Source organism: Nostoc sp. (assembly GCF_036917655.1).
Lineage (GTDB): Bacteria > Cyanobacteriota > Cyanobacteriia > Cyanobacteriales > Nostocaceae > Nostoc.
This window is the reverse complement of record NZ_JBALCY010000076.1, coordinates 37,474-56,612: the sequence shown is the minus strand read 5'-3', so window position 1 is coordinate 56,612 and position 19,139 is coordinate 37,474. Positions and strand designations below refer to the sequence as shown.

Here is a 19,139-nt window from a genome sequence, read left to right as displayed (position 1 = left end):
AAATTAAACGTAAATGCTGGAAACTCATCTTCATAGAGAGTCCGTGGATTTACGGCTGATAATGTATCAGGAGGAAATGGCTGTGGCTACAAATAGACAACTGACACTAACAAATTGAGTGGACAAACTCTACTGGCTAGACCAAATTAAACTACAAGACCGCGCCAAAGTCGGTGAGAAAGCCTTTTACTTGAGCAGAATTATCCAGCGGGGCTATCCGGTGGTGCCTGGTTTTGTGGTTTCGGCAGAAGTTTTGCGACAATTTCTCGAAAATCTCAATAGTTCAGAGTCATTAGTGGCTGACTTACCCCATTCTTCGTTACACCTAGATGTAGCTAATTGGCGTCAACTTCAGCAGGTAGCTGGTCGCTTGCGCCAAGAAATTCTCACTGCGACTGTGCCACAGCAGTGGGTGAGTACAATTTTCCAAGCAGCTAGAGAATGGCAAACTGGCTGTTTGATTCTTCGGCCAACCTTGGCAGTATCAAATGCTACCCCAAATATGAAGAATATATCTGGTTTGCTGGAGTCGGTGTTTTGCCAGTGCGAACCCGAAGCGATCGCAAAAGCATTAAAGCGTACCTGGAGCCAGATATTTCGTGCTAGAAGTCTACTATATTGGCAGCGGGCAGGGATTAATCTGCAACAAATAAGTTTAGCAGTTTTAGTTCAACCTGTTGAGAATGCGATCGCCAGTGGTTTACTCAAAGCCAACTCCTCTGGGTGGGAAATTGAAGCTACTTGGGGATTAGGAATTGCGATCGATCAAGGTGAAGTCCAGCCAGATGTTTACTACATTCAACAGGCAACCGGGGTTGTGCTTGAGCAACAGCTGGGCAATAAAATGCTGGCTTATGGTGTTGGTGATGCAGCACCTGGAGCTTTTTCGCAACCCGTGCCGGACTCAGTGCTAACACCAGATCACACTTGTCTGAGTAGCTACGTAATTCAGTCAGATCAACAAAAACAGTACGCTTTACAAGAAGAATACTTACAACAAATAATTGCTCTGGGAATTCAACTAGTAAGTGAAGTAGGTAAAACTTTTACCTTTAAATGGACTATCGCTCAACAAACTACATCTGGCAAGCTCTACATAACACAAGTTAGTTCTCCCCAATCTGTAATTCCCCACGGACACTTCATTAGGGGACTAGGGGCAGCAGGGGGACGTGTTGTGGCGAATGCCCTAGTGATTACCAATCCGCAACAGAAACCCGAACAACTACCCAAGGGAGTGATTTTAGTAGTACCAGCGATCGCCCCTGATTGGCTACCATTACTGCAACAAGTTGGTGGTATTATTACCGAACAAGGCGGATTAACCAGCCACGCTGCAATTCTTGCCAGAGAATTAGGTATCGCAGCAGTAGTGAACGCAACATCTGCTACAAGCTTAATCCAAACTGGCGAACGACTGCTGCTCGATGGCGACAGAGGAGAAGTTTATCAGATCAGAGGAAACTCAAAGCAGGAGATGGAAAGAGGTAGAGAGGAGGAAAGTCGCAGACTGGGAGGAGAAAATTTTCTTTCCCCGAATCACCCCAACCCCAAAACGCCCCATCCTCCTCTTACTTCTCATCTACCTATGATTGCTACCCAACTGCTGGTTAACTTGAGTCAGTCCAGTTTAATAGAACAAGTGCAAAGTTTCCCTGTAGATGGAGTGGGATTATTGCGCTCAGAATTGATGGTACTAAATATATTGTCCGGGCAACATCCCAATAGTTGGATTTTAGGCGGGCGTCAGGCAGAATTGTTAGAGCTATGGTCTGAGCAGATTATGCAGTTTGCGCGTGCTTTTGCACCAAGACCAGTTTTTTATCGTTCTTTAGATTGGCCACAAGATTTAACATCATTGAGTGATAATTTCCAATCTTCACCACAGCCGATGTTGGGTGAACGTGGCACTTTCAGCTATTTACAAAATCCCGCAGTATTTGAGTTGGAACTGAAAGCTTTAGCGAGTGTACAGCAAGCTGGTTACAGCAATGTCAATCTCCTGTTGCCTTTTGTTCGGACTGTGGAAGAATTTGTCTTTTGCCGTCGCAAAGTTGAGCAAGCTCTTTTAACTGAGGTGTCGCAGTTTCAATTGTGGATGATGGCAGAAGTGCCAAGTGTACTGTTTTTACTGCCAGAATATGTCAAAGCAGGTGCAGCTGGAATTTCTATTGGTACAAACGACCTAACCCAATTACTGCTCGGAGTGGATCGAGAACAAGGACAGTTAGCAAAAGTATTTAATGAACGTCATCCAGCAGTTTTGAGGGCGATCGCTCAACTGATTCAAATGGCTAAAAGTGCCGGCATACCTTGTTCAATCTGCGGTCAAGCACCAGCCCTCTATCCAGAAATCATCGATCAGCTAGTGGAATGGGGCATAACTTCTATTTCCGTTGAACCGGAAGCAGTGGAGCGAACATATCAAGCGATCGCTCGTGCTGAACAACGTATAATTTTAGCAGCTGCACGACGAAAACTTCATTAGTTAAGAGTTATTCAATTTTAGATTTTTTCTTCAATTCAAAATCTAAAATTGCCATAATTAAAGGTTTGTAGTAAGCGTTTCCAGCCTGTCCAAAAGTCGGTCTCCTGAATCCGTAAATGTGTATTTGGTTTATCAAATGTTTGGCGTGTTAGAGTTTGCGCGTCCTGAATTTATGCCTATTCTACTATCTCGTTGACTAAGACCTAAAGTTACTCGTTTCATAATCCAGTACAAACCGGCAAGTACCACAAAGGTGATAGTAATAATCACTAGGGGCTGTTTCCCAAGAATTTCTTCTACCCCTTTAGTTAGTACGGCATCGGGTTGAGTAATAAAGTCCCAACTGTTGAAACGCAAAAATCGCCCCCAATAAACACCAACAGCGCAGAGAAAATGTGTAATAAACTCAAAGCGCCAAATCCATTGGCTTTTGCCGATGCGATGTAAGTAGTAACCCCAATTAATTAACGATATTACATAAGCTTCAAATCCACCGAGAATTACTAACAAATACACAGGAATGAGTACCAAAGTAATCATCCAAACTGATTGAATCGTGCGGATATCGTCTATCAAGTGAATTACATCAGTCAACAAATATGGTGCATTCGGTAAGAAAGCATAGAAAACTAAGAATCCTAGCCACCAAAGCCAAGAGCCACCACGCCTAAAGCGAAATAGCCACACACTCAAAGCTAAAGGTATCAAAGCCAGAAATAAATTCCAAGTCATCCAACTCATATTAATTCGCAAGACCTGCACAACTCTGGCTATCAATTCTTCTTTCATAGGTGCTAACTCAGAAGACGTTTGATTGATCTAGATTCACTCTGTAGTGTTAGTGTTAACCTCAGTGATTGACTGATAAGATTTTGTACCCCCAAGGAAATTTATTTCCTCCAAGACCAGACAAGGCTTTTGTGTCGCTTAAAAGGAAATGCACACTGATATATATTTGAAATTTAGAGTTTTTATGTCCTTCATACTGGGGGATGAAATTTATCAATCAATCGGCTTAAATCACTAGTATAGCCAGAAAATCATCAGGATAAAATTTACCACAGAAAGAAAGTCTGAGCCACAAAAACGCCGCTGAATAACTTCCTGTGGACTTTTTTTACGGGAATGTTGCCCCTGTCCTAGCTATTATATTGATTTAATTTTGCCCTGCTAGAGTTCCAGAAGCACCCTAAAGTTTTTGCCAAGAAGACTAGAATTATCGTGCAATCCCCTGAGAAGTATAGATGTTAAATAACTAATGCAGTAGCACTCGACTACGGGGGCCGATCGCTTGTTTGGCTGAAGAGGGTCTTGTGCAGCTATTGGTAAAATCTTTTGAACAAGCAGCTTGAGTAAGGGTTGCAGGGTTGACAACTACTTGATTGACCTCCAGGGAATTACCGTTACTCAACTCCATATTAGATGTAGTAGAGAGTGATGGAGAATTAGACGCGGATGTGTACGTTGTAGGTGTCGGGGAAGCGATCGCACTACCACCACCGCCAACTGGTGTAGGAGTGGGTGTGCTACCACCGCTAATTACTGGCGGGGGAGTAGTTGTGCTACCACCGCCAACTACTAGTGGAGAAATGGGTGTACTACCACCGCTAATTACTGGCGGAGAAATGGGTGTGCTACCACCACCAACTACGGGTGTAGGAGTTATGAGACTTGCAGTAGCAGGTACTTTGATTGTTATTCTCGCTAGGGGGGAGTTAGTCATTTCCAAAGAAGTTACCTTTGGCGAACCTGGGATATCGGATTTGAAATCAAAGACTGTGGGGGTTGCACCACCATTGCGATCGCTATATCGCACTCCATATCCACTCACTTCAAAAGTGCCCTGATACTGATTTCCAGTGTTTGGATCGGTGACAGTACCAGTGTATAAGGCTTTTGTGAGATTAAATTCATCCTGAACTACTCCTTGAAATGTGGTTCCTGCCAATCTTCCCTGGTATTTATAGGGTGTCAATTCACCCTCAGAGAGAATCGGCGAAGTTAGAACGCCATTAAAGGAGACAATCGGAATGCCTTTAAAATCAACAAAGTAATTCAGGCTACCATCAGAGCGTGTTCTTACCTGCACATAGTCTGACTTGTATACAGGAACGTTATTAGGATTGTTCTTAGTACCTAAGTTCCGAGAGTAAGTCCCCGTGTCGTCTGTATCAACACGAGTAGTACTTTGATTGAAATTGGGATTAATGCTGGGAAGTTGGATAGTGCCTGATAATGTGCCAGTGCTTTGAATTGTGATTTGAGCGGAAGCACTTGTTCCACCTAAACCGATGATAACTGCGGCTAAACTGCTGCTGCTAAGAACAACACAACCCAACTTAGTTGATGAATTTAATTTCATGAAAAATTTGCTCCTTTAATCACCTATGAAAAAAATACGCATAGGTTTACGCACGAGTTTTCCTTGCTCCCATTGAATAATGAAAGCATCTAATACTGAACTAATCAGTATATAAATAGCGTATTTGATTACATCTACACCAGTACAAAATTAAAACCGGAAAGTTGCTCTTAATGCCCCAACTACTAATGCATCGTTAGCAGCATTGTGATCAGGATTGAAAATGACGAATAAGCCTGGAGTCAAGGCAATATTGTCGCTCAACTGGGCGCGGTAAAAAAGTTCTACGTGAATTGATGTGTCATTACGCCCGCCTGCTGTCCCCCCATCAGAAAAGTTGGGAAAATTGAAGCCATTGGGTAAAGTACTAGAAGTAATTTTGGGCGGTTGTCCGACGATAACGCCCCCTAAATTTCCAGGATGCAGCAAATTGGGAAAAGCCGCGAACACCATCCAGTTGGTGGTTTCTACACTTCCAGAAAGGTTAAATGGTTTAGAAGAAGTAAAGCCACCCCAACCGCCCAACTGCAAGTTAGGGTTAATTCGCCAAGCAACGGTAGCGCCAATTGCTTGGGTATTGAAAGCTGTAGGATCTGCAAAAGGTGAAATCAGTTGAGAATCGCCGATACCACTTCCCAGTAAACCATCTGGGGAGTGGGAATAAAGATAATGCACGCCGATATCGAGATTCTTTGTGGGTGCTAAACTTAACTGAGCGCCAGCAGTAAATCTACCGCCAAATAATCCGCCTTGGTTGATATTGCCTGGATAACTGGGGATTTCCGCACTATAAACGCCTTGCAAACTGATGCGATCGCTAATTTGCCAGTCAAAGCCTATACCACCAGTGCCGTTGCCAATACTTAAAATCGGGTTACGCTGACCAAATAGAGAAATTGCACCGTCGCTAGAACCTTCTAAAGGACTAATACCGCGAAAGGTGTTGATAGGGTTGACTCCCGCCGTACCTACGACAATTCCCAAGTTATCCGAGACGAGAAATCGATAAGATAAGTCACTAATAACTACATTGTTGTCTGTATTTGACTCGAAACCCAACCGCCCCATATTGTTAGATAGCAACGATGCATTAGAACCCAAATTACCAGCAGACAGCCCTGTTAACAGCAAATCTCGCCCTGTAAATGAAGTTGCTAAGGTTAGTTGGGCGCTACTTGTGAAAGTCAGATTGGTTTTTCCCTGACGTTCAGGTATCCCATCTCTAGGAAACAAATCCACATCGGTGCTATTCGTTCCCTGAACGCTAAAAATGGCTTGCCCAAATAATCTGGTAGTTGTGGAAAACTTATTACCTTGTAATTCACTACTTTGGTTTTCCACAGCCTCGACACGCTGCTGTAATTGCTGCAACTCTGCTTTGAATTCGCCTTGCAACCTTTGCAGCAAGATTAAATCTTCATTATTAACTGTATTAATTTTCTTGTTAGCGTAGGCGTAGCCCGCCGTAGGCATCGCATCGTTAATCTTCTCTAAGCAAGCGTTTAAACCAGCCGCAAATTCATAACGGCTGATGGTACGATTCCCCAGATAAGTCCCATCAGAGTATCCCGCAATGCAGCCATAGCGTTCTACCAAAGATTGCAAAGCACCAAAAGCCCAATCGGAGGGTTGCACGTCCTTAAGTTGCGATACTGAGGTGACTTGAGACATTTGGTTGTCTGAGTCTGGAGGTTGAGGAGATAGTGAGAATTCTTCTGTGTTTTTCTGGTTCTGTGCAACTTCTGTTACAGGTTGAGTATCTTTTAATTCAGGTAAGTTAGGGGAACTTATGAATTGAATTTTTTCTCTACTTTTTTTAAGTATATTTTCGTACTTATTCTTTATCGCTGATGAGGTGGTTATATCTGGCTGCACAAATTCAGGCGGTGTAATTTTAGCAGGTGAGACAGCTTGAGATAATTTTTCTTGTATTGACTGCTGCACCAGATTGTCTGACAGAATTACTGACTGTTCTGGTAAATTTAGCGCAGATATTGGCGCTGTTGCTAGCACACTCGCCATCAGTAGACTAATATCACTCATGGTATTTCATTTGACTTGCACCAATATTTCTTTTGACAGATAAAGTTGGTGTATATCAGGAAGATTTCTAAAAAAAAAGTGATAAAAGTTACTACGAATGGATAGTGGTTGAAGAGGCAGGGAGCAGAGGGAAAAGAGGTAATTTTTAATTCTCCCCCTTGCACCCTACCCCTATGCCCAATGCCCCAGATAGATTATTCCGGCTGGCTACAATACTTATTCATCTGATTGACTAAGGTATCTGACTGCTTGCCAATAGTTGTAGCTGTTGTCAGTGCTGAGTCAATTTCGGCTCTCGCCTTTTGGATTTTTTCTCTACCAGATGTCGAGGCTTCTGCTGTCTTTGTCGCACCTAGCGCCCTACCTGCCTTAGCGATCGCTTGACTGAGATTCTCAAAAATTTTGACAAAACCGCTTTGAAATTCTTTCAGCTTAGGATCTTTTAAATTCAGTTCCCGAATCGATTTAGTCACAAATTCTAAATCTTTAGATAGTTGTATGCTGGTGATCACCTGCGTTCCTTTATTTTTATCAATCAGAGAAGTTCCTGCATTCACAACTCGAATCAGTCGTTGGCACTGGGAGACTTTGTTTTCGGTGCAACTAGTAATGAACAAAGCAATGCTCAGGCTAACAGGAGCAATAACGGTATATTTACGTAAAACAGACATTAACACCCCAACAGCAATAAAACAGAGAATATAGTATCCAATATTACCAGTAAAGATAGTAACTAAGGTAGGGGGCAAGACTTGCACCTCAAAAGCGCGAGTCTATCCTGAAAATAGCTGTATAACTAAATTGTCTTGATATTTATTTAGATTCAATAAGAATTCCGAAGTCAGAGTTGAGGATTCAGAATGAAATTAGCTCTTGATTCGTACTTACCACTTTCTTGTTTACCACCAATTTTAAGATTTGGTGAACCAGTACTTTTTTCGACTTAAGTTATAAACCCACTAGAAACTCTCAGGATTGGGATAGTCACCTCATCTTTATATTCCCAGAGCAACATTTTGACCGATTTACGTTATCTTGGCTATGTTTTGATAAACTCTTTTAGTAATTTCACCCACTATTACTACACTTTCCACTTAGTCGTAATCACTACTTTATATTTATTTCTCTATTTTTTCACCAATAATTTGGGATTGTGACATTAGCTTTACTAATAGTAAAAAGTCTTTACATAAGTCTTGATGAACTGTATATTTGCTGGCTTAAGCTGACTTAATGGTACAGTGTTGATTGATTGTTCGTATAAAAAATTGTATAAGTATCAATAAATACTATACAAACAAGTGTTTAAATTTAAAGTCTAGATAAAATTTAGGAAAATGTTTTGAATTGAGGTGCGGAAATTACTAAACTTTTCAGAACAACTAACTGTAAAAAAAGTATTCATAAAGCTTTGAGTAACTAGGTTCAGTCAATAAGACCAGTAAATGTTTGGCTCTATTTCCTCCAGCCTTTAGATATCGTCGTTCTGTAATGTGAAATTATGAAGACAAACTCATCCAACTCGCTGTTAACAGTACCAACTGGTTCACTAAAGATTTCAGAGTTACCCCCTAACAGTATGGATACAAGTGGTGAATCTATCCATCTTTCTCTAGTAATTCCTACTTATAAAGAGCGTGACAACATCAAGAATGTGGTCAGCATCTTGAGTCAGTTACTGGATGAGTCTATTCCAAGAAACTATGAATTAATTGTGGTAGACGATGATAGCCCAGACCGAACTTGGGAAATTGCACAATCCTTGACGACAGAATACCCCCAGTTGCGAGTGATGCGACGCCAACAGGAACGGGGGCTGTCTTCAGCAGTGATTCGTGGGTGGCAAGCAGCTACGGGGAATGTGCTGGGGGTGATTGATGGAGATTTGCAGCATCCACCAGAGGTGCTGATGCAACTATTGCGTAGTGTTGAGCAGGGAGCAGATTTGGCAGTAGCTAGTCGCCATGTGGACGGAGGCGGCGTCAGTAGCTGGAGTGTTGTCAGGCGTTTCTTGTCTCGTGGCGCTCAGTTGTTAGGCTTGGTGATTTTACCGGGGGTACTGGGCAGAGTTTCTGACCCCATGAGTGGTTATTTTATGGTGCGCCGGAGTGCGATCGCAAATGCAAAACTCAATCCAGTCGGATACAAAATTCTCCTAGAAGTAATCGGGCGGGGAAAGGTAGACCAAGTTGCCGAAGTTGGGTATGTGTTCTGCGAACGCAAAGAGGGTGAGAGTAAAGTTACATGGAAGCAATATATAGATTACATCCACCACTTAGTACGGTTGCGGCTTTCTACAGGGCGAGTCGGACGATTGAGTAGAAAAGTCAATTTCCCCATTGGTCGATTCCTCCGCTTTGGGTTGGTTGGCTTTAGTGGGGTATTTGTGGATTTAACGGTGTTTTACTTGCTGCGGACTGTGATTCATTTAGGTTTAACTCGCAGTACGATTCTTTCGGCCGCAGTGGCAATCATAAATAATTTCCTATGGAATGATTTATGGACTTTTGGTGATATTTCTCAGGGGCAAAGCGATCCGCATCAACGTTTCAAGCGATTCTTGAAGTTCAGTGCGATCTGTTTGGCAGGAGTTATATTACAAGCTCTAATAATTAACTTTCTCTATAATGTCTTGGGGATAAATCAGTATTTAGCTAAGTTGATAGCGATCGCAGTTGCCACAATCTGGAATTTCTGGATTAATTTGAAACTTAGCTGGCGCGTCACTGACGTTAAATAATCATAACGAGGGATTTGAGATTTTGATTTTTGTTTTTAGATTTTAGAACGAACTGAAATCTAAAACGTCAAATCTACAAATCCATTCCTTTGAGGCCCGGCAATGAGAGTTATTTTCCAAGGTGCATTCTATTTTTACAGAAAAATTATCTCGTTGCTACCTGCCTATGCTACTCATTTCCTGCCTCTGGCAAATGTAAATTCTGGCTCACAACACAAGTATTGGCATAATTGGCAGGTTCGCCTTCCTCCTTCCTGGGTTCACCCCTTGCTGAACTTGATGTGGTTGATCATCGGCATTAGCTTGCGCCTAGCCAACTTGACTGCAAAGCCTCCTTGGACTGATGAGTTTTCCACCTTGGTGTTTAGCTTGGGGAATACTTTTTTAGCAGTACCCCTAGATCAAGCGATCGCACCTGATATTCTATTGCAACCACTGCAACCAAACCCAGTGGCTAGTATTGGTGATGTGGTTCATAACTTAGCTACACAAGATAGTCATCCACCACTGTATTTTGTGCTGGCTTACCTGTGGATGAAATTATTTCCCAGCGAAGGAGGATTAGTATCGCTGTTTGCGGCGCGATCGCTACCAGCTTTAATCGGTGCTGCCTCGATTCCATCTGCTTACGTATTAGGTAGGGTAGCGTTTCGTTCGCCATTAGTGGGACACTTGGCTGCTGCCATGATGGCAGTATCACCCTACGGCATCTTTTTAGCACAAGAAGCGCGTCATTACAGTTTGGCAGCTTTATGGGTAACTGCTTCTCTCACCTGCTTAGTAATTGCCACACGTCATATTCAAAACCGCACACCTTTACCCATGTGGGTAGTAATTTCCTGGGTGGCAATTAATGCTTTAGGTGTTGCTACTCATTACTTCTTCACCCTCACCCTCTGCACAGAAGCTGTAGTTTTGATTTTTCTTGCTTGGCATCAAAAACAGACTAGCAGCAAATTTTCTCTTTTCTTCTCTCCTCCCTGGCGGCGCATCTATGCCGTTGCCACAGGTACTTTTGTGGCGGCTTTAATTTGGCTACCAATCTTTTTAGAGAATAGAAATCGTGGTATTTTGACTGAGTGGATTCGAGGCTCGCGCATTGGACTAGATTGGTTCAGCCCAATTTTTCAAGCTTTAGGAACATTGATTACAATGATTTCCCTGTTACCAGTTGAATCTCCACAGCTATTGGTGATGATTCTTTCTGGACTGGTGATGCTAATTTTCTTTATTTGGGCAGTACCAATTTTAGTAAGTGGGATCAAGATTCAACTACAGCAACCAGAAAGCCGGATTATGATTCAGGTGTTTGCTGGAGTAGCTATCAGCGCGATCGCTTTATTCTTTATCTTTACGTACTTTTTGGGAATCGATCTGACTAGGGGTGCCCGTTATAACTTTGTTTACTTTCCCGCCGTGATTGTTTTACTAGGGGCAAGTCTCGCAGTTTGTTGGCATCCTCCCAAGGAATGGACAGCAAGAGAACAAGGGAAAAATAGGATAAAAAGCATCGGCAGATGGGGAATAAACGGGAAAAAAGCCGTGATCTTAATTTGGTTAATGGGATTTGTCAGTGCAGTTACAGTATTCTGCAATCTCGGCTATCAAAAATATTATCGCCCTGACCTGTTTGTGCAACTAATCCAAGAAATATCCCCAGTGCCCGTACTGATTGCTACTACCCACAAAACTTATGTCCACACTGGGGAAATGATGGGGGTAGCTAGGGAGATTAAACTTGCCAATTCACCTCAAAAACTTCTGTTTATCCTTGCCCATCAAGACCAAGACCCAAATACTTCCACCATAGCTCTGGAAAATACTTTAAAGAAATTACCACGACCTTTTGACTTGTGGCTGGTAAACTTTCACGCCCCCGTAGCAGAAACCGCCAAAACATGCGTTATATCTGATACTCAATCTTTGCCAAGGGTGAACGGCTACGAATATCAACTTTATCACTGTCAGCAGAGTTAAATTACTTATAATACCATTTCTATTTGAAGATGCGCCCATAAGACTGATACAAAACTACAGCCTGTAGGGGCAATTCATGAATTGCCCCTACGTGAATAAAGCGTAGCCTTATATAGAATTGGTATAAGTAGGCAAGCTTTTATCAGCCTGCTTTACGGATATAGGACTAGCCCTTTCAAGGTGAACGTTTGTACTATTAAAAAAATGATGTTTTAACCCAATTTTGGGATGTTGGCGTATGCGTAGGCGTAGCCCAACCTAGGCATCGCTTAATTTACAGTCCAAAAATTTGGAGTTTAATGCCTAAATTCTTTGTTCAATTCCAGCCGATGCCTGAAATGCCGTAAAAAGTTTGATAGTACATATGCTCACCTTGAAAGGGCTAGTACTAGGATAATTTATTTCAGGAGATAACTAGATATGATTTTGTCTTTAAAAAGTCGTCGTCGATTTATGCAGTTGATGGGGATGAGTTCAACCGCATTAATATTGGGTGATTTATTACCCAATCAGCACTCAGTAACAGTAGGAGCATCATCTGCATGGGTGGCGCGTCATGGGTTAACTTCGGCACAATATGAAAGTGAATTTAATAAATACACCGTCAACGGTGAAGACAGATATGCAGCCATCAGGGAAAGTGAGAACGGTTATAAGTCTTCAGAATTGCAAGCTATTAATCAAACTGTGGCTCAGTTTATGCAAGATTATGATGTTCCTGGTCTTTCCTTAGCTATTGCTCAAGATGGTCGCTTGGTGTTAGCTAAAACCTACGGCTTGGCTGACAAATCTACAAAAGAAAGAGTCACACCCCGTCACCGTTTCCGCATTGCTAGTGTATCGAAACCCATCACCGCGATCGCAATTATGAAACTGGTGGAGCAAGGCAACCTAGAATTAAACGATCGCGTTTTCGGTGAAGGTGGTATTTTAGGTACTACCTACGGTACAACCCCCTATAAAACCAATGTTGATCAAATCACCGTAGAACATTTACTCACCCATTTAGGTGGCGGTTGGTCTAACGATATTAATGACCCGATGTTTTCTAATCTCTCAATGAATCAGACTCAACTAATTAGTTGGGTATTAGATAACCGTCCCTTAGATGACGTACCTGGAACTAAATATGCTTACTCTAATTTTGGCTATTGTGTTTTGGGGCGAGTAATTGAAAAAGTCACAGGGCAAATCTACGAAAATTATGTGACAACTAATATCCTCCAGCCATCCGGTGTCACCGATATGCAAATTGGCGGCGATACCCTAGCCCAGAAAAAAGCCAACGAAGTTACTTATTACGGTCAAAGCGGCGAAAATCCCTATGAGATGAAAGTAGCACGAATGGATGCCCACGGCGGCTGGATTGCGAAACCGATTGATTTAGTGCGTTTGTCCGTGGCAGTAGATGGTTTGAATTCTAAACCTGATATTCTTGGTGCTAGTGCGATCGCTACTATGTATCAAGGCTCAAGTGTCAACTCTGGTTACGCCAAAGGATGGTCTGTGAATCAAGCCAACAACCATTGGCACAACGGCAGTTTACCAGGAGAACAAGCATTTATCGTTAATACTAGCGATGGTTTCTCTTGGGCAGTGCTAGTTAACACCCGTAGTCAAAAATCAGATTTCGGCGGCGACCTCGATGAACTCATGTGGAATATTAAAAGCAAAGTCAGCACTTGGCCATCCTTTGATTTGTTTTAACCATGCGTTTTCGTCAACAAACACACGGAATTTCATTGGCGAGGATAATTCCCAAGTTGCCATTGAAGACTTCGTGGTTGTAATTATTTGTCACCTGAATGATCCTATCGCCGTTAATTAACCCAATCCCCAATCCCCCAATCCAGATGCATCTTGTGGAAGTTCCTCAAATATCGATATCCATAGGAGACTAAAGAAAGAAGAACAAAATATATCTGACACGTTTTCAAGCAGCGAAGGCTGTAAGTAGTTAAGGAGGATTTATGCGTGCAGTACTGATGGCAGGCGGTTCGGGAACGCGGCTTCGCCCGTTAACTTGCGATCTGCCCAAACCGATGGTGCCCATCCTCAATCGACCAATTGCCGAACATATTATCAATCTTCTCAAACGACATCAAATTACAGAAGTTATTGCAACATTGCATTATTTACCTGATGTCTTGCGAGACTATTTTCAAGATGGCAGCGATTTTGGCGTCCAAATGACCTATGCCGTCGAAGAAGATCAGCCTTTGGGTACAGCAGGCTGTGTGAAAAACATTGCCGAACTTCTTGATGAAACCTTTTTAGTGATTAGTGGCGATAGCATAACAGATTTCGACCTCACGGCAGCGATCGCATTTCACAAACAAAATAAGTCAAAAGCAACTTTGATTTTGACCAGGGTTCCCAATCCGATTGAATTTGGGGTGGTGATTACCGATGAGGAAGGACGGATTCGGCGATTTTTAGAAAAACCTTCTAGTAGTGAAATTTTTTCCGATACCGTCAACACTGGCACTTACATTCTCGAACCAGAAGTTTTGGAATATCTGCCAGCAAACACTGAATGCGACTTTTCCAAAGACTTATTCCCCTTACTACTAGCAAAAGATGAGCCAATGTATGGTTACATTGCTCAAGGTTACTGGTGTGACGTTGGTCACTTAGATGCTTATCGTGAGGCTCAGTATGACGCCTTAGATCAGAAAGTGCAACTGGATTGTGCCTATAAAGAAGTTTCCCCTAAGTTATGGGTGGGTCAAAATACTTACATCGACCAGACGGCCGTGATTGAAACCCCAGCAGTGATTGGTGACAATTGCCGCATCGGGGCAAGAGTCCAGATTGAGGCAGGAACCGTAATTGGTGATAATGTCACTATTGGCGCTGATGCTAATCTCAAACGTCCCATAGTGTGGAATGGGGCATTCATTGGCGAGGAAGCACATCTTTCTGCCTGTGTAATTTCCCGTGGCACTCGTGTAGACCGCCGCGCCCATGTATTAGAAGCTGCTGTTGTGGGTTCGCTTTCCACGGTGGGAGAAGAAGCCCAAATTAGCCCCGGCGTGCGTGTTTGGCCCAGTAAAAAGATTGAGTCAGGGGCAATTTTAAACATTAACTTGATTTGGGGGAACACCGCCCAACGGAATTTATTTGGGCAACGTGGTGTGCAAGGATTAGCTAATATCGACATCACCCCAGAATTCGCCGTGAAATTGGGAGCTGCTTACGGTTCCACTTTGAAACCTGGTTCTAAAGTAACGGTTTCTCGTGACCAGCGTAATGTCTCTCGGATGGTGACGCGATCGCTCATTGCTGGTTTGATGTCAGTAGGTGTTGATATTCAAAACCTTGATGCTACAGCTATCCCCATCGCCCGCACGGTTATCCCCACAATGTCGGTAACTGGTGGTATCCATGTGCGGGTACACCCCGATCGCCCCGACTACATTCTGATTGAATTCATGGATGCCAAGGGCATTAATATCTCCAAAGCCCTGGAAAAGAAAATTGAAGGGGCTTACTTTAAGGAGGATATGCGGCGGGCACTAATTCATGAAATTGGCGATGTGTCTTACCCCAGCCAAGTGATGGATCGCTACTGCACTGCTTTTGAGAAACTATTGCATGTTCATACACTCCGCAACAGCCGCGCAAAAGTGGTGATTGACTATGTTTATGCTGTATCAGGGGCAGTTTTACCCCAAATGTTGGATAAATTTGGTGCTGATGCAGTAGTACTGAATGCCAGTGTCAATAAAACGGCGATGTCAATCACTGACCGCGAAGGACTGCTGACTCAGTTAGGTCATGTAGTGGAGGCATTGAAAGCTAACTTTGGTGTGCAAGTATCAGCGAATGGAGAACAGCTGATTTTAGTTGATGAATCAGGCTTCCCAATTCGTGGGGAAATGTTAACAGCACTAATGGTAGACATGATATTAACCGCTAACCCCAGAGGAACGGTAGTAGTGCCAGTTCATGCTTCCAGTGCTATTGAACAAGTCGCCCGTCGCCACGATGGCAGAGTGATTCGCACCAAAGCTAACCCTACAGCTTTAATGGAAGCTTGTCAAAAGAACCCAAATGTGGTATTGGGAGGTAGTGGAGAGACTGGTTTTATTTTCCCGCAACTGCATCCGGGATTTGATTCCATGTTCTGCATTGCTAAGATAATTGAGATGTTGACTATACAGGAGCGATCGCTCGCTGCTGCTCGGTCAGAATTGCCCCGTGTAATTCACAAAACTTATACAGTCCGCTGCCCCTGGACAGCCAAAGGTGCTTTGATGCGTTACTTGGTCGAAACTCACCCAGCCCAAAACCTAGAACTCATCGATGGGGTGAAAATTTGTCAACCCTACGATGACAGTTGGCTGTTAGTTTTACCAGATGCCAGCGAACCACTGGTGCATTTGTATGCAAATAGCAACGATCGCGAGTGGGTAGATGAGACTATAAGAAATTACCGCAGCCGTGTTCAGAGTTTTGTGGAAAGACAACAAGAATATCAACCCGCCGAAGCGTAATTCGTAATTCGTAATTCGTAATTGAATTTTTAACTACAAATTACGAGCTACAAATTATGCGGCTTTCGGTTGGATACAATTGAGGATCACTATATGAAAGTTCTGACAATATAGCCCAATAGGCTTGGGTTAAGGATAGTTGTAGGTTGGGTTGAACGTTCGCGAACAGCGTCCCGTAGGGAAGTGAAACCCAACAAACCACGAAAAATGTTGGGTTTCGTTCCTCAAACGCCACTTGCTTCTCCTAAGGGAGACGCTGCGCGTAGCTTGCTTCCCCGTAGGGGTACAAGTCGGGAAACCGCAAGGGCGCAGTGGCTCCCCAACCTACGCTGGTTTTGGTTTTTGGCTTTAACCCAAGCGTATTGCAATATAGCCCTACTTAATCATCCGTGAAAAGTTAGATCTCCGACAACTTTTACGAAGTCGGGGATCTAGACATCGCAAATATTTCACAAATCAAATAGGATTGCGATCGCTACCCCTCTCAAGGCATTTTAGGAGGGATTCAAAATTATCATCAATGACATTTATTAGCGTAATTGCAATCAAAATAAAATAAAGCTTTTCTACTAGAGGTGAACGCCCTACTTGTGGACGCTGGGCGACTGTTTGAATTTGCTTCATTTAACCAAACTTTCAAATAGTAATCACTATTATCATCGGTAGACCATAATTCATAGCGGTAATTACCTCCTGAACCCTGACTAATTAAATAGTCAGCTAGTACTTTACTTGATGCAGACAACAAGCTCAATACAGTCAAAACCGGAATTATAGCTACTTTTAGTATTTGGATTAATTTCATAAAATGCATAAAAAACTTACTCTCTCTAGTTTCCTTGCCCGATGTATTTTTGGAAACCAGTAATCACCTGGAATCTTGTGTGAGGATATCGTAAGGCACTTACAAGAAGTTGGCTTGTAGCCCATCCTTGTTGGGGTTGAATGAACCTCCACCAGCCTTGTCGGTTTGTTTTTGAAACACTTTACAAAATTTTACTTTTATTAAATGAAAATTATTTTCAATAAGTCTGATAGGATATCTTCAGGCTTATTGATATAGATATTCATTAAGCTAAGAATATATTTCAGCTATTTGCAAACTTTCTCAGGAGGTAACGCCGTGACAAGGATGGCTGTTCAAAGACCAGAGTCGATTCCCTGGAGGGCAGGGAACGCTCGGTTAACCAACCTCTCAGGACGACTCTTGGAGCGAGTTTAATCCTGGCTGGACAGTGGGTAGCTGTGGAGGAGCTTTGTTTGCCTTCCTGCTGTTAACCAATAGCAGTTTATTTTTCTAAGTTCCATCAACTTGTGTGAGGTTTATTTAAAGGACGAATAGCTATTGTTGCATAAGTCCTTTTGATTGAGCGCAAAACTATTTATCAGGTGACAATATGTCGAAAAAAATTGGTCTGTTTTACGGTACTCAAACTGGTAACACTGAATCTGATGCTGAAAAGATTCGGGATGAGTTTGGTGGTGATGTTGTAACATTACATCCTATTTACGAAGCGGATACTACCACTTTTGATGAGTATGAATTGGTGATTATTGGCTCTCCCACTTGGGATATTGGTCAACTTCAGAGCGATTGGGAAAGCTTTTTCCCCGATCTGGATGAAATAGATTTTAAAGGTAAGCTGGTTGCCTATTTTGGTGATGGAGACCAATATGGCTATAGCGATAACTTCCAGGATGCAATTGGAATTATCGAAGAAAAAATTTCCCAGCGGGGCGGTAAAACTGTTGGCTACTGGCCAACTGAGGGTTATGACTTTGAGAATTCTAGAGCTTTGAGAAATGGCAAGTTTGTCGGATTGGCACTTGATCAAGGTAGTCAATCTGATTTAACAGACGAGCGAATTAAAACTTGGGTTTCTCAGTTGAAGAAAGAATTTGGTTTGTAAAAAGTACGAGATTACATCTGTGCATCTGTGCATCTGTGCCAACTTCAAGTGACAACCACTAACTGACTCTAATTAACTCAATTGAGTCCGCTGAAACGGACTTTAGCTATTAGCTTGAGAATAAATTACCAAGCTAATAGCTACGAAGCAAGAGATTGAAAAAATGTGAGGAATGACGAATATAATTAGCGATAGAGCCGTAAGGAAAGGCATTTCCAAGTTCTACGTAAAAAGGAGATTTTCTCTTGTGTTTTAGCTGAAATTGACACCAATAACAGATGTAATTTCTTATTCAAAATTGAGAATTAAAAAGTTATAGGTATGACAGGTATTTATGTCTGATTCATTTGATGTTCTGTGGTTAAATGCTAGCCCTGTTTTGAAGCGTTTTGATAAACCATTACTTCAATACTTATCTGGGTATATGAGCATCGCCCAGTGGGAATACCACCAAACTAAAGATGAAGCCAGTTCCATAGATCAAGCTGTGGAGTTGCTGTATGAGTTTTTAGAATGGCGCGATCGCCCTGTGCATCTGGCAGGTCATGGTATAAGTGGTGCGATCGCCTTAAGCTTTGCCCGTCGATTCCCCCAAAAAGTGCGATCGCTCACCCTGCTGGCTGTAGCAGCTCAACCTGCAAACAATTGGCAAGCTCACTATTACTTTCAACGACAACTTTTTAGTATCAGCCGTGAACTAGTTTTGGCAAGCACCGTTCGCAGTCTTTTTGGAAATCAACCACCTCATACCACTAAGAAGTTAGTAGCTGCCTTAGATAAAGATTTAGAACAATCTCCCTCGTCACACTCTTTGTTTAAGTTGGTTTATTTACCCAAGGGTGGAGTTTCTATGCCAATGATGGTATGTGGTAGCAAGAATGATCCGGTAGTCAACCCAACTGTATTGCATGACTGGTTGAATTGGTTAAAGCCAGAAGATAAGCTCTGGGAATGCCCACAAGGATATCATTTTTTTCACTACTTCTATCCTCAACAAGTTGGCGAACAGATTTTGAGTTTCTGGCAACGCCATCATCCGCATCTACTGGAAGCATCTGGACTATCCCTAAGCACTTCTACATATTCATAAAAGCAGAAAGACCCACGCTTAAAAACTAAC

13 protein-coding genes are annotated in these 19,139 nt (G+C 42.6%); 8 read left to right on the top strand and 5 right to left on the bottom strand.

The genetic code is table 11. From position 1 onward, the window contains the following. Positions 1–118: 118 nt before the first annotated feature. Positions 119–2,488, top strand: coding sequence for a putative PEP-binding protein (locus tag V7K30_RS29220; RefSeq protein ID WP_335005358.1), 2,370 nt, complete (start codon positions 119–121; stop codon positions 2,486–2,488). Positions 2,489–2,620: 132 nt separating this feature from the next. Here V7K30_RS29220 and V7K30_RS29215 read toward each other — a convergent pair whose 3' ends face one another. The 4 genes from V7K30_RS29215 to V7K30_RS29200 all read right to left on the bottom strand — a co-directional run bounded on the left by V7K30_RS29215 (position 2,621) and on the right by V7K30_RS29200 (position 7,564). After that, positions 2,621–3,277 (bottom strand): DUF1361 domain-containing protein, encoded by a 657-nt coding sequence (locus V7K30_RS29215; protein ID WP_335005356.1) that lies wholly within the window; start codon positions 3,275–3,277, stop codon positions 2,621–2,623. 466 nt (positions 3,278–3,743) lie between these two features. After that, positions 3,744–4,850 (bottom strand): hypothetical protein, encoded by a 1,107-nt coding sequence (locus tag V7K30_RS29210; RefSeq protein ID WP_335005354.1) that lies wholly within the window; start codon positions 4,848–4,850, stop codon positions 3,744–3,746. Between the two features lie 150 nt (positions 4,851–5,000). Continuing rightward, positions 5,001–6,893 (bottom strand): iron uptake porin, encoded by a 1,893-nt coding sequence (locus V7K30_RS29205; protein ID WP_335005352.1) that lies wholly within the window; start codon positions 6,891–6,893, stop codon positions 5,001–5,003. Positions 6,894–7,087: 194 nt separating this feature from the next. Then, positions 7,088–7,564 (bottom strand): hypothetical protein, encoded by a 477-nt coding sequence (locus tag V7K30_RS29200; protein WP_335005571.1) that lies wholly within the window; start codon positions 7,562–7,564, stop codon positions 7,088–7,090. 830 nt (positions 7,565–8,394) lie between these two features. Between V7K30_RS29200 and V7K30_RS29195 the strand changes: the two genes are divergently transcribed. The 4 genes from V7K30_RS29195 to V7K30_RS29180 all read left to right on the top strand — a co-directional run bounded on the left by V7K30_RS29195 (position 8,395) and on the right by V7K30_RS29180 (position 16,109). Continuing rightward, positions 8,395–9,633 carry a glycosyltransferase gene (locus V7K30_RS29195; RefSeq protein WP_335005351.1) on the top strand — a complete coding sequence of 413 codons (1,239 nt, stop codon included), beginning with the start codon at positions 8,395–8,397 and terminating at the stop codon, positions 9,631–9,633. Positions 9,634–9,912: 279 nt separating this feature from the next. Continuing rightward, positions 9,913–11,610: a glycosyltransferase family 39 protein gene (locus V7K30_RS29190; RefSeq protein ID WP_335005569.1), complete on the top strand. Its 1,698-nt coding sequence runs from the start codon at positions 9,913–9,915 to the stop codon at positions 11,608–11,610. Between the two features lie 420 nt (positions 11,611–12,030). Then, positions 12,031–13,317: a serine hydrolase gene (locus V7K30_RS29185; RefSeq protein ID WP_335005349.1), complete on the top strand. Its 1,287-nt coding sequence runs from the start codon at positions 12,031–12,033 to the stop codon at positions 13,315–13,317. A gap of 263 nt (positions 13,318–13,580) precedes the next feature. Continuing rightward, entirely contained in the window at positions 13,581–16,109 is a 2,529-nt protein-coding gene (locus V7K30_RS29180) for a mannose-1-phosphate guanyltransferase (RefSeq protein ID WP_335005347.1), read from the top strand. Positions 16,110–16,565: 456 nt separating this feature from the next. Here V7K30_RS29180 and V7K30_RS29175 read toward each other — a convergent pair whose 3' ends face one another. Next, positions 16,566–16,733 carry a hypothetical protein gene (locus V7K30_RS29175; RefSeq protein WP_335005346.1) on the bottom strand — a complete coding sequence of 56 codons (168 nt, stop codon included), beginning with the start codon at positions 16,731–16,733 and terminating at the stop codon, positions 16,566–16,568. Positions 16,734–17,344: 611 nt separating this feature from the next. On the opposite strand from V7K30_RS29175, the gene V7K30_RS34440 reads away from it, so the two are divergent. The 3 genes from V7K30_RS34440 to V7K30_RS29165 all read left to right on the top strand — a co-directional run bounded on the left by V7K30_RS34440 (position 17,345) and on the right by V7K30_RS29165 (position 19,109). Then, positions 17,345–17,410: a hypothetical protein gene (locus V7K30_RS34440; protein WP_442941120.1), complete on the top strand. Its 66-nt coding sequence runs from the start codon at positions 17,345–17,347 to the stop codon at positions 17,408–17,410. A 96-nt stretch (positions 17,411–17,506) separates the two neighbouring features. After that, a complete protein-coding gene (gene fldA / locus V7K30_RS29170; protein ID WP_335005344.1) occupies positions 17,507–18,019 on the top strand; it encodes a flavodoxin FldA in 513 nt (170 codons plus the stop codon). Between the two features lie 334 nt (positions 18,020–18,353). Further along, positions 18,354–19,109, top strand: a complete 756-nt coding sequence (locus tag V7K30_RS29165) for an alpha/beta fold hydrolase (RefSeq protein ID WP_335005342.1) — start codon at positions 18,354–18,356, stop codon at positions 19,107–19,109. Positions 19,110–19,139 lie beyond the last annotated feature (30 nt).

What these genes read in the sequence shown, in the direction of transcription:
- V7K30_RS29215 (WP_335005356.1), bottom strand. Translation starts at nt 3,277, where the DNA reads ATGAAAGAAGAATTGATAGCCAGAGTTGTGCAGGTCTTGCGAATTAAT.
- V7K30_RS29210 (WP_335005354.1), bottom strand. Translation starts at nt 4,850, where the DNA reads ATGAAATTAAATTCATCAACTAAGTTGGGTTGTGTTGTTCTTAGCAGC.
- V7K30_RS29205 (WP_335005352.1), bottom strand. Translation starts at nt 6,893, where the DNA reads ATGAGTGATATTAGTCTACTGATGGCGAGTGTGCTAGCAACAGCGCCA.
- V7K30_RS29200 (WP_335005571.1), bottom strand. Translation starts at nt 7,564, where the DNA reads ATGTCTGTTTTACGTAAATATACCGTTATTGCTCCTGTTAGCCTGAGC.
- V7K30_RS29195 (WP_335005351.1), top strand. Translation starts at nt 8,395, where the DNA reads ATGAAGACAAACTCATCCAACTCGCTGTTAACAGTACCAACTGGTTCA.
- V7K30_RS29190 (WP_335005569.1), top strand. Translation starts at nt 9,913, where the DNA reads ATGTGGTTGATCATCGGCATTAGCTTGCGCCTAGCCAACTTGACTGCA.
- V7K30_RS29185 (WP_335005349.1), top strand. Translation starts at nt 12,031, where the DNA reads ATGATTTTGTCTTTAAAAAGTCGTCGTCGATTTATGCAGTTGATGGGG.
- V7K30_RS29180 (WP_335005347.1), top strand. Translation starts at nt 13,581, where the DNA reads ATGCGTGCAGTACTGATGGCAGGCGGTTCGGGAACGCGGCTTCGCCCG.
- V7K30_RS29175 (WP_335005346.1), bottom strand. Translation starts at nt 16,733, where the DNA reads ATGAAGCAAATTCAAACAGTCGCCCAGCGTCCACAAGTAGGGCGTTCA.
- fldA (WP_335005344.1), top strand. Translation starts at nt 17,507, where the DNA reads ATGTCGAAAAAAATTGGTCTGTTTTACGGTACTCAAACTGGTAACACT.
- V7K30_RS29165 (WP_335005342.1), top strand. Translation starts at nt 18,354, where the DNA reads ATGTCTGATTCATTTGATGTTCTGTGGTTAAATGCTAGCCCTGTTTTG.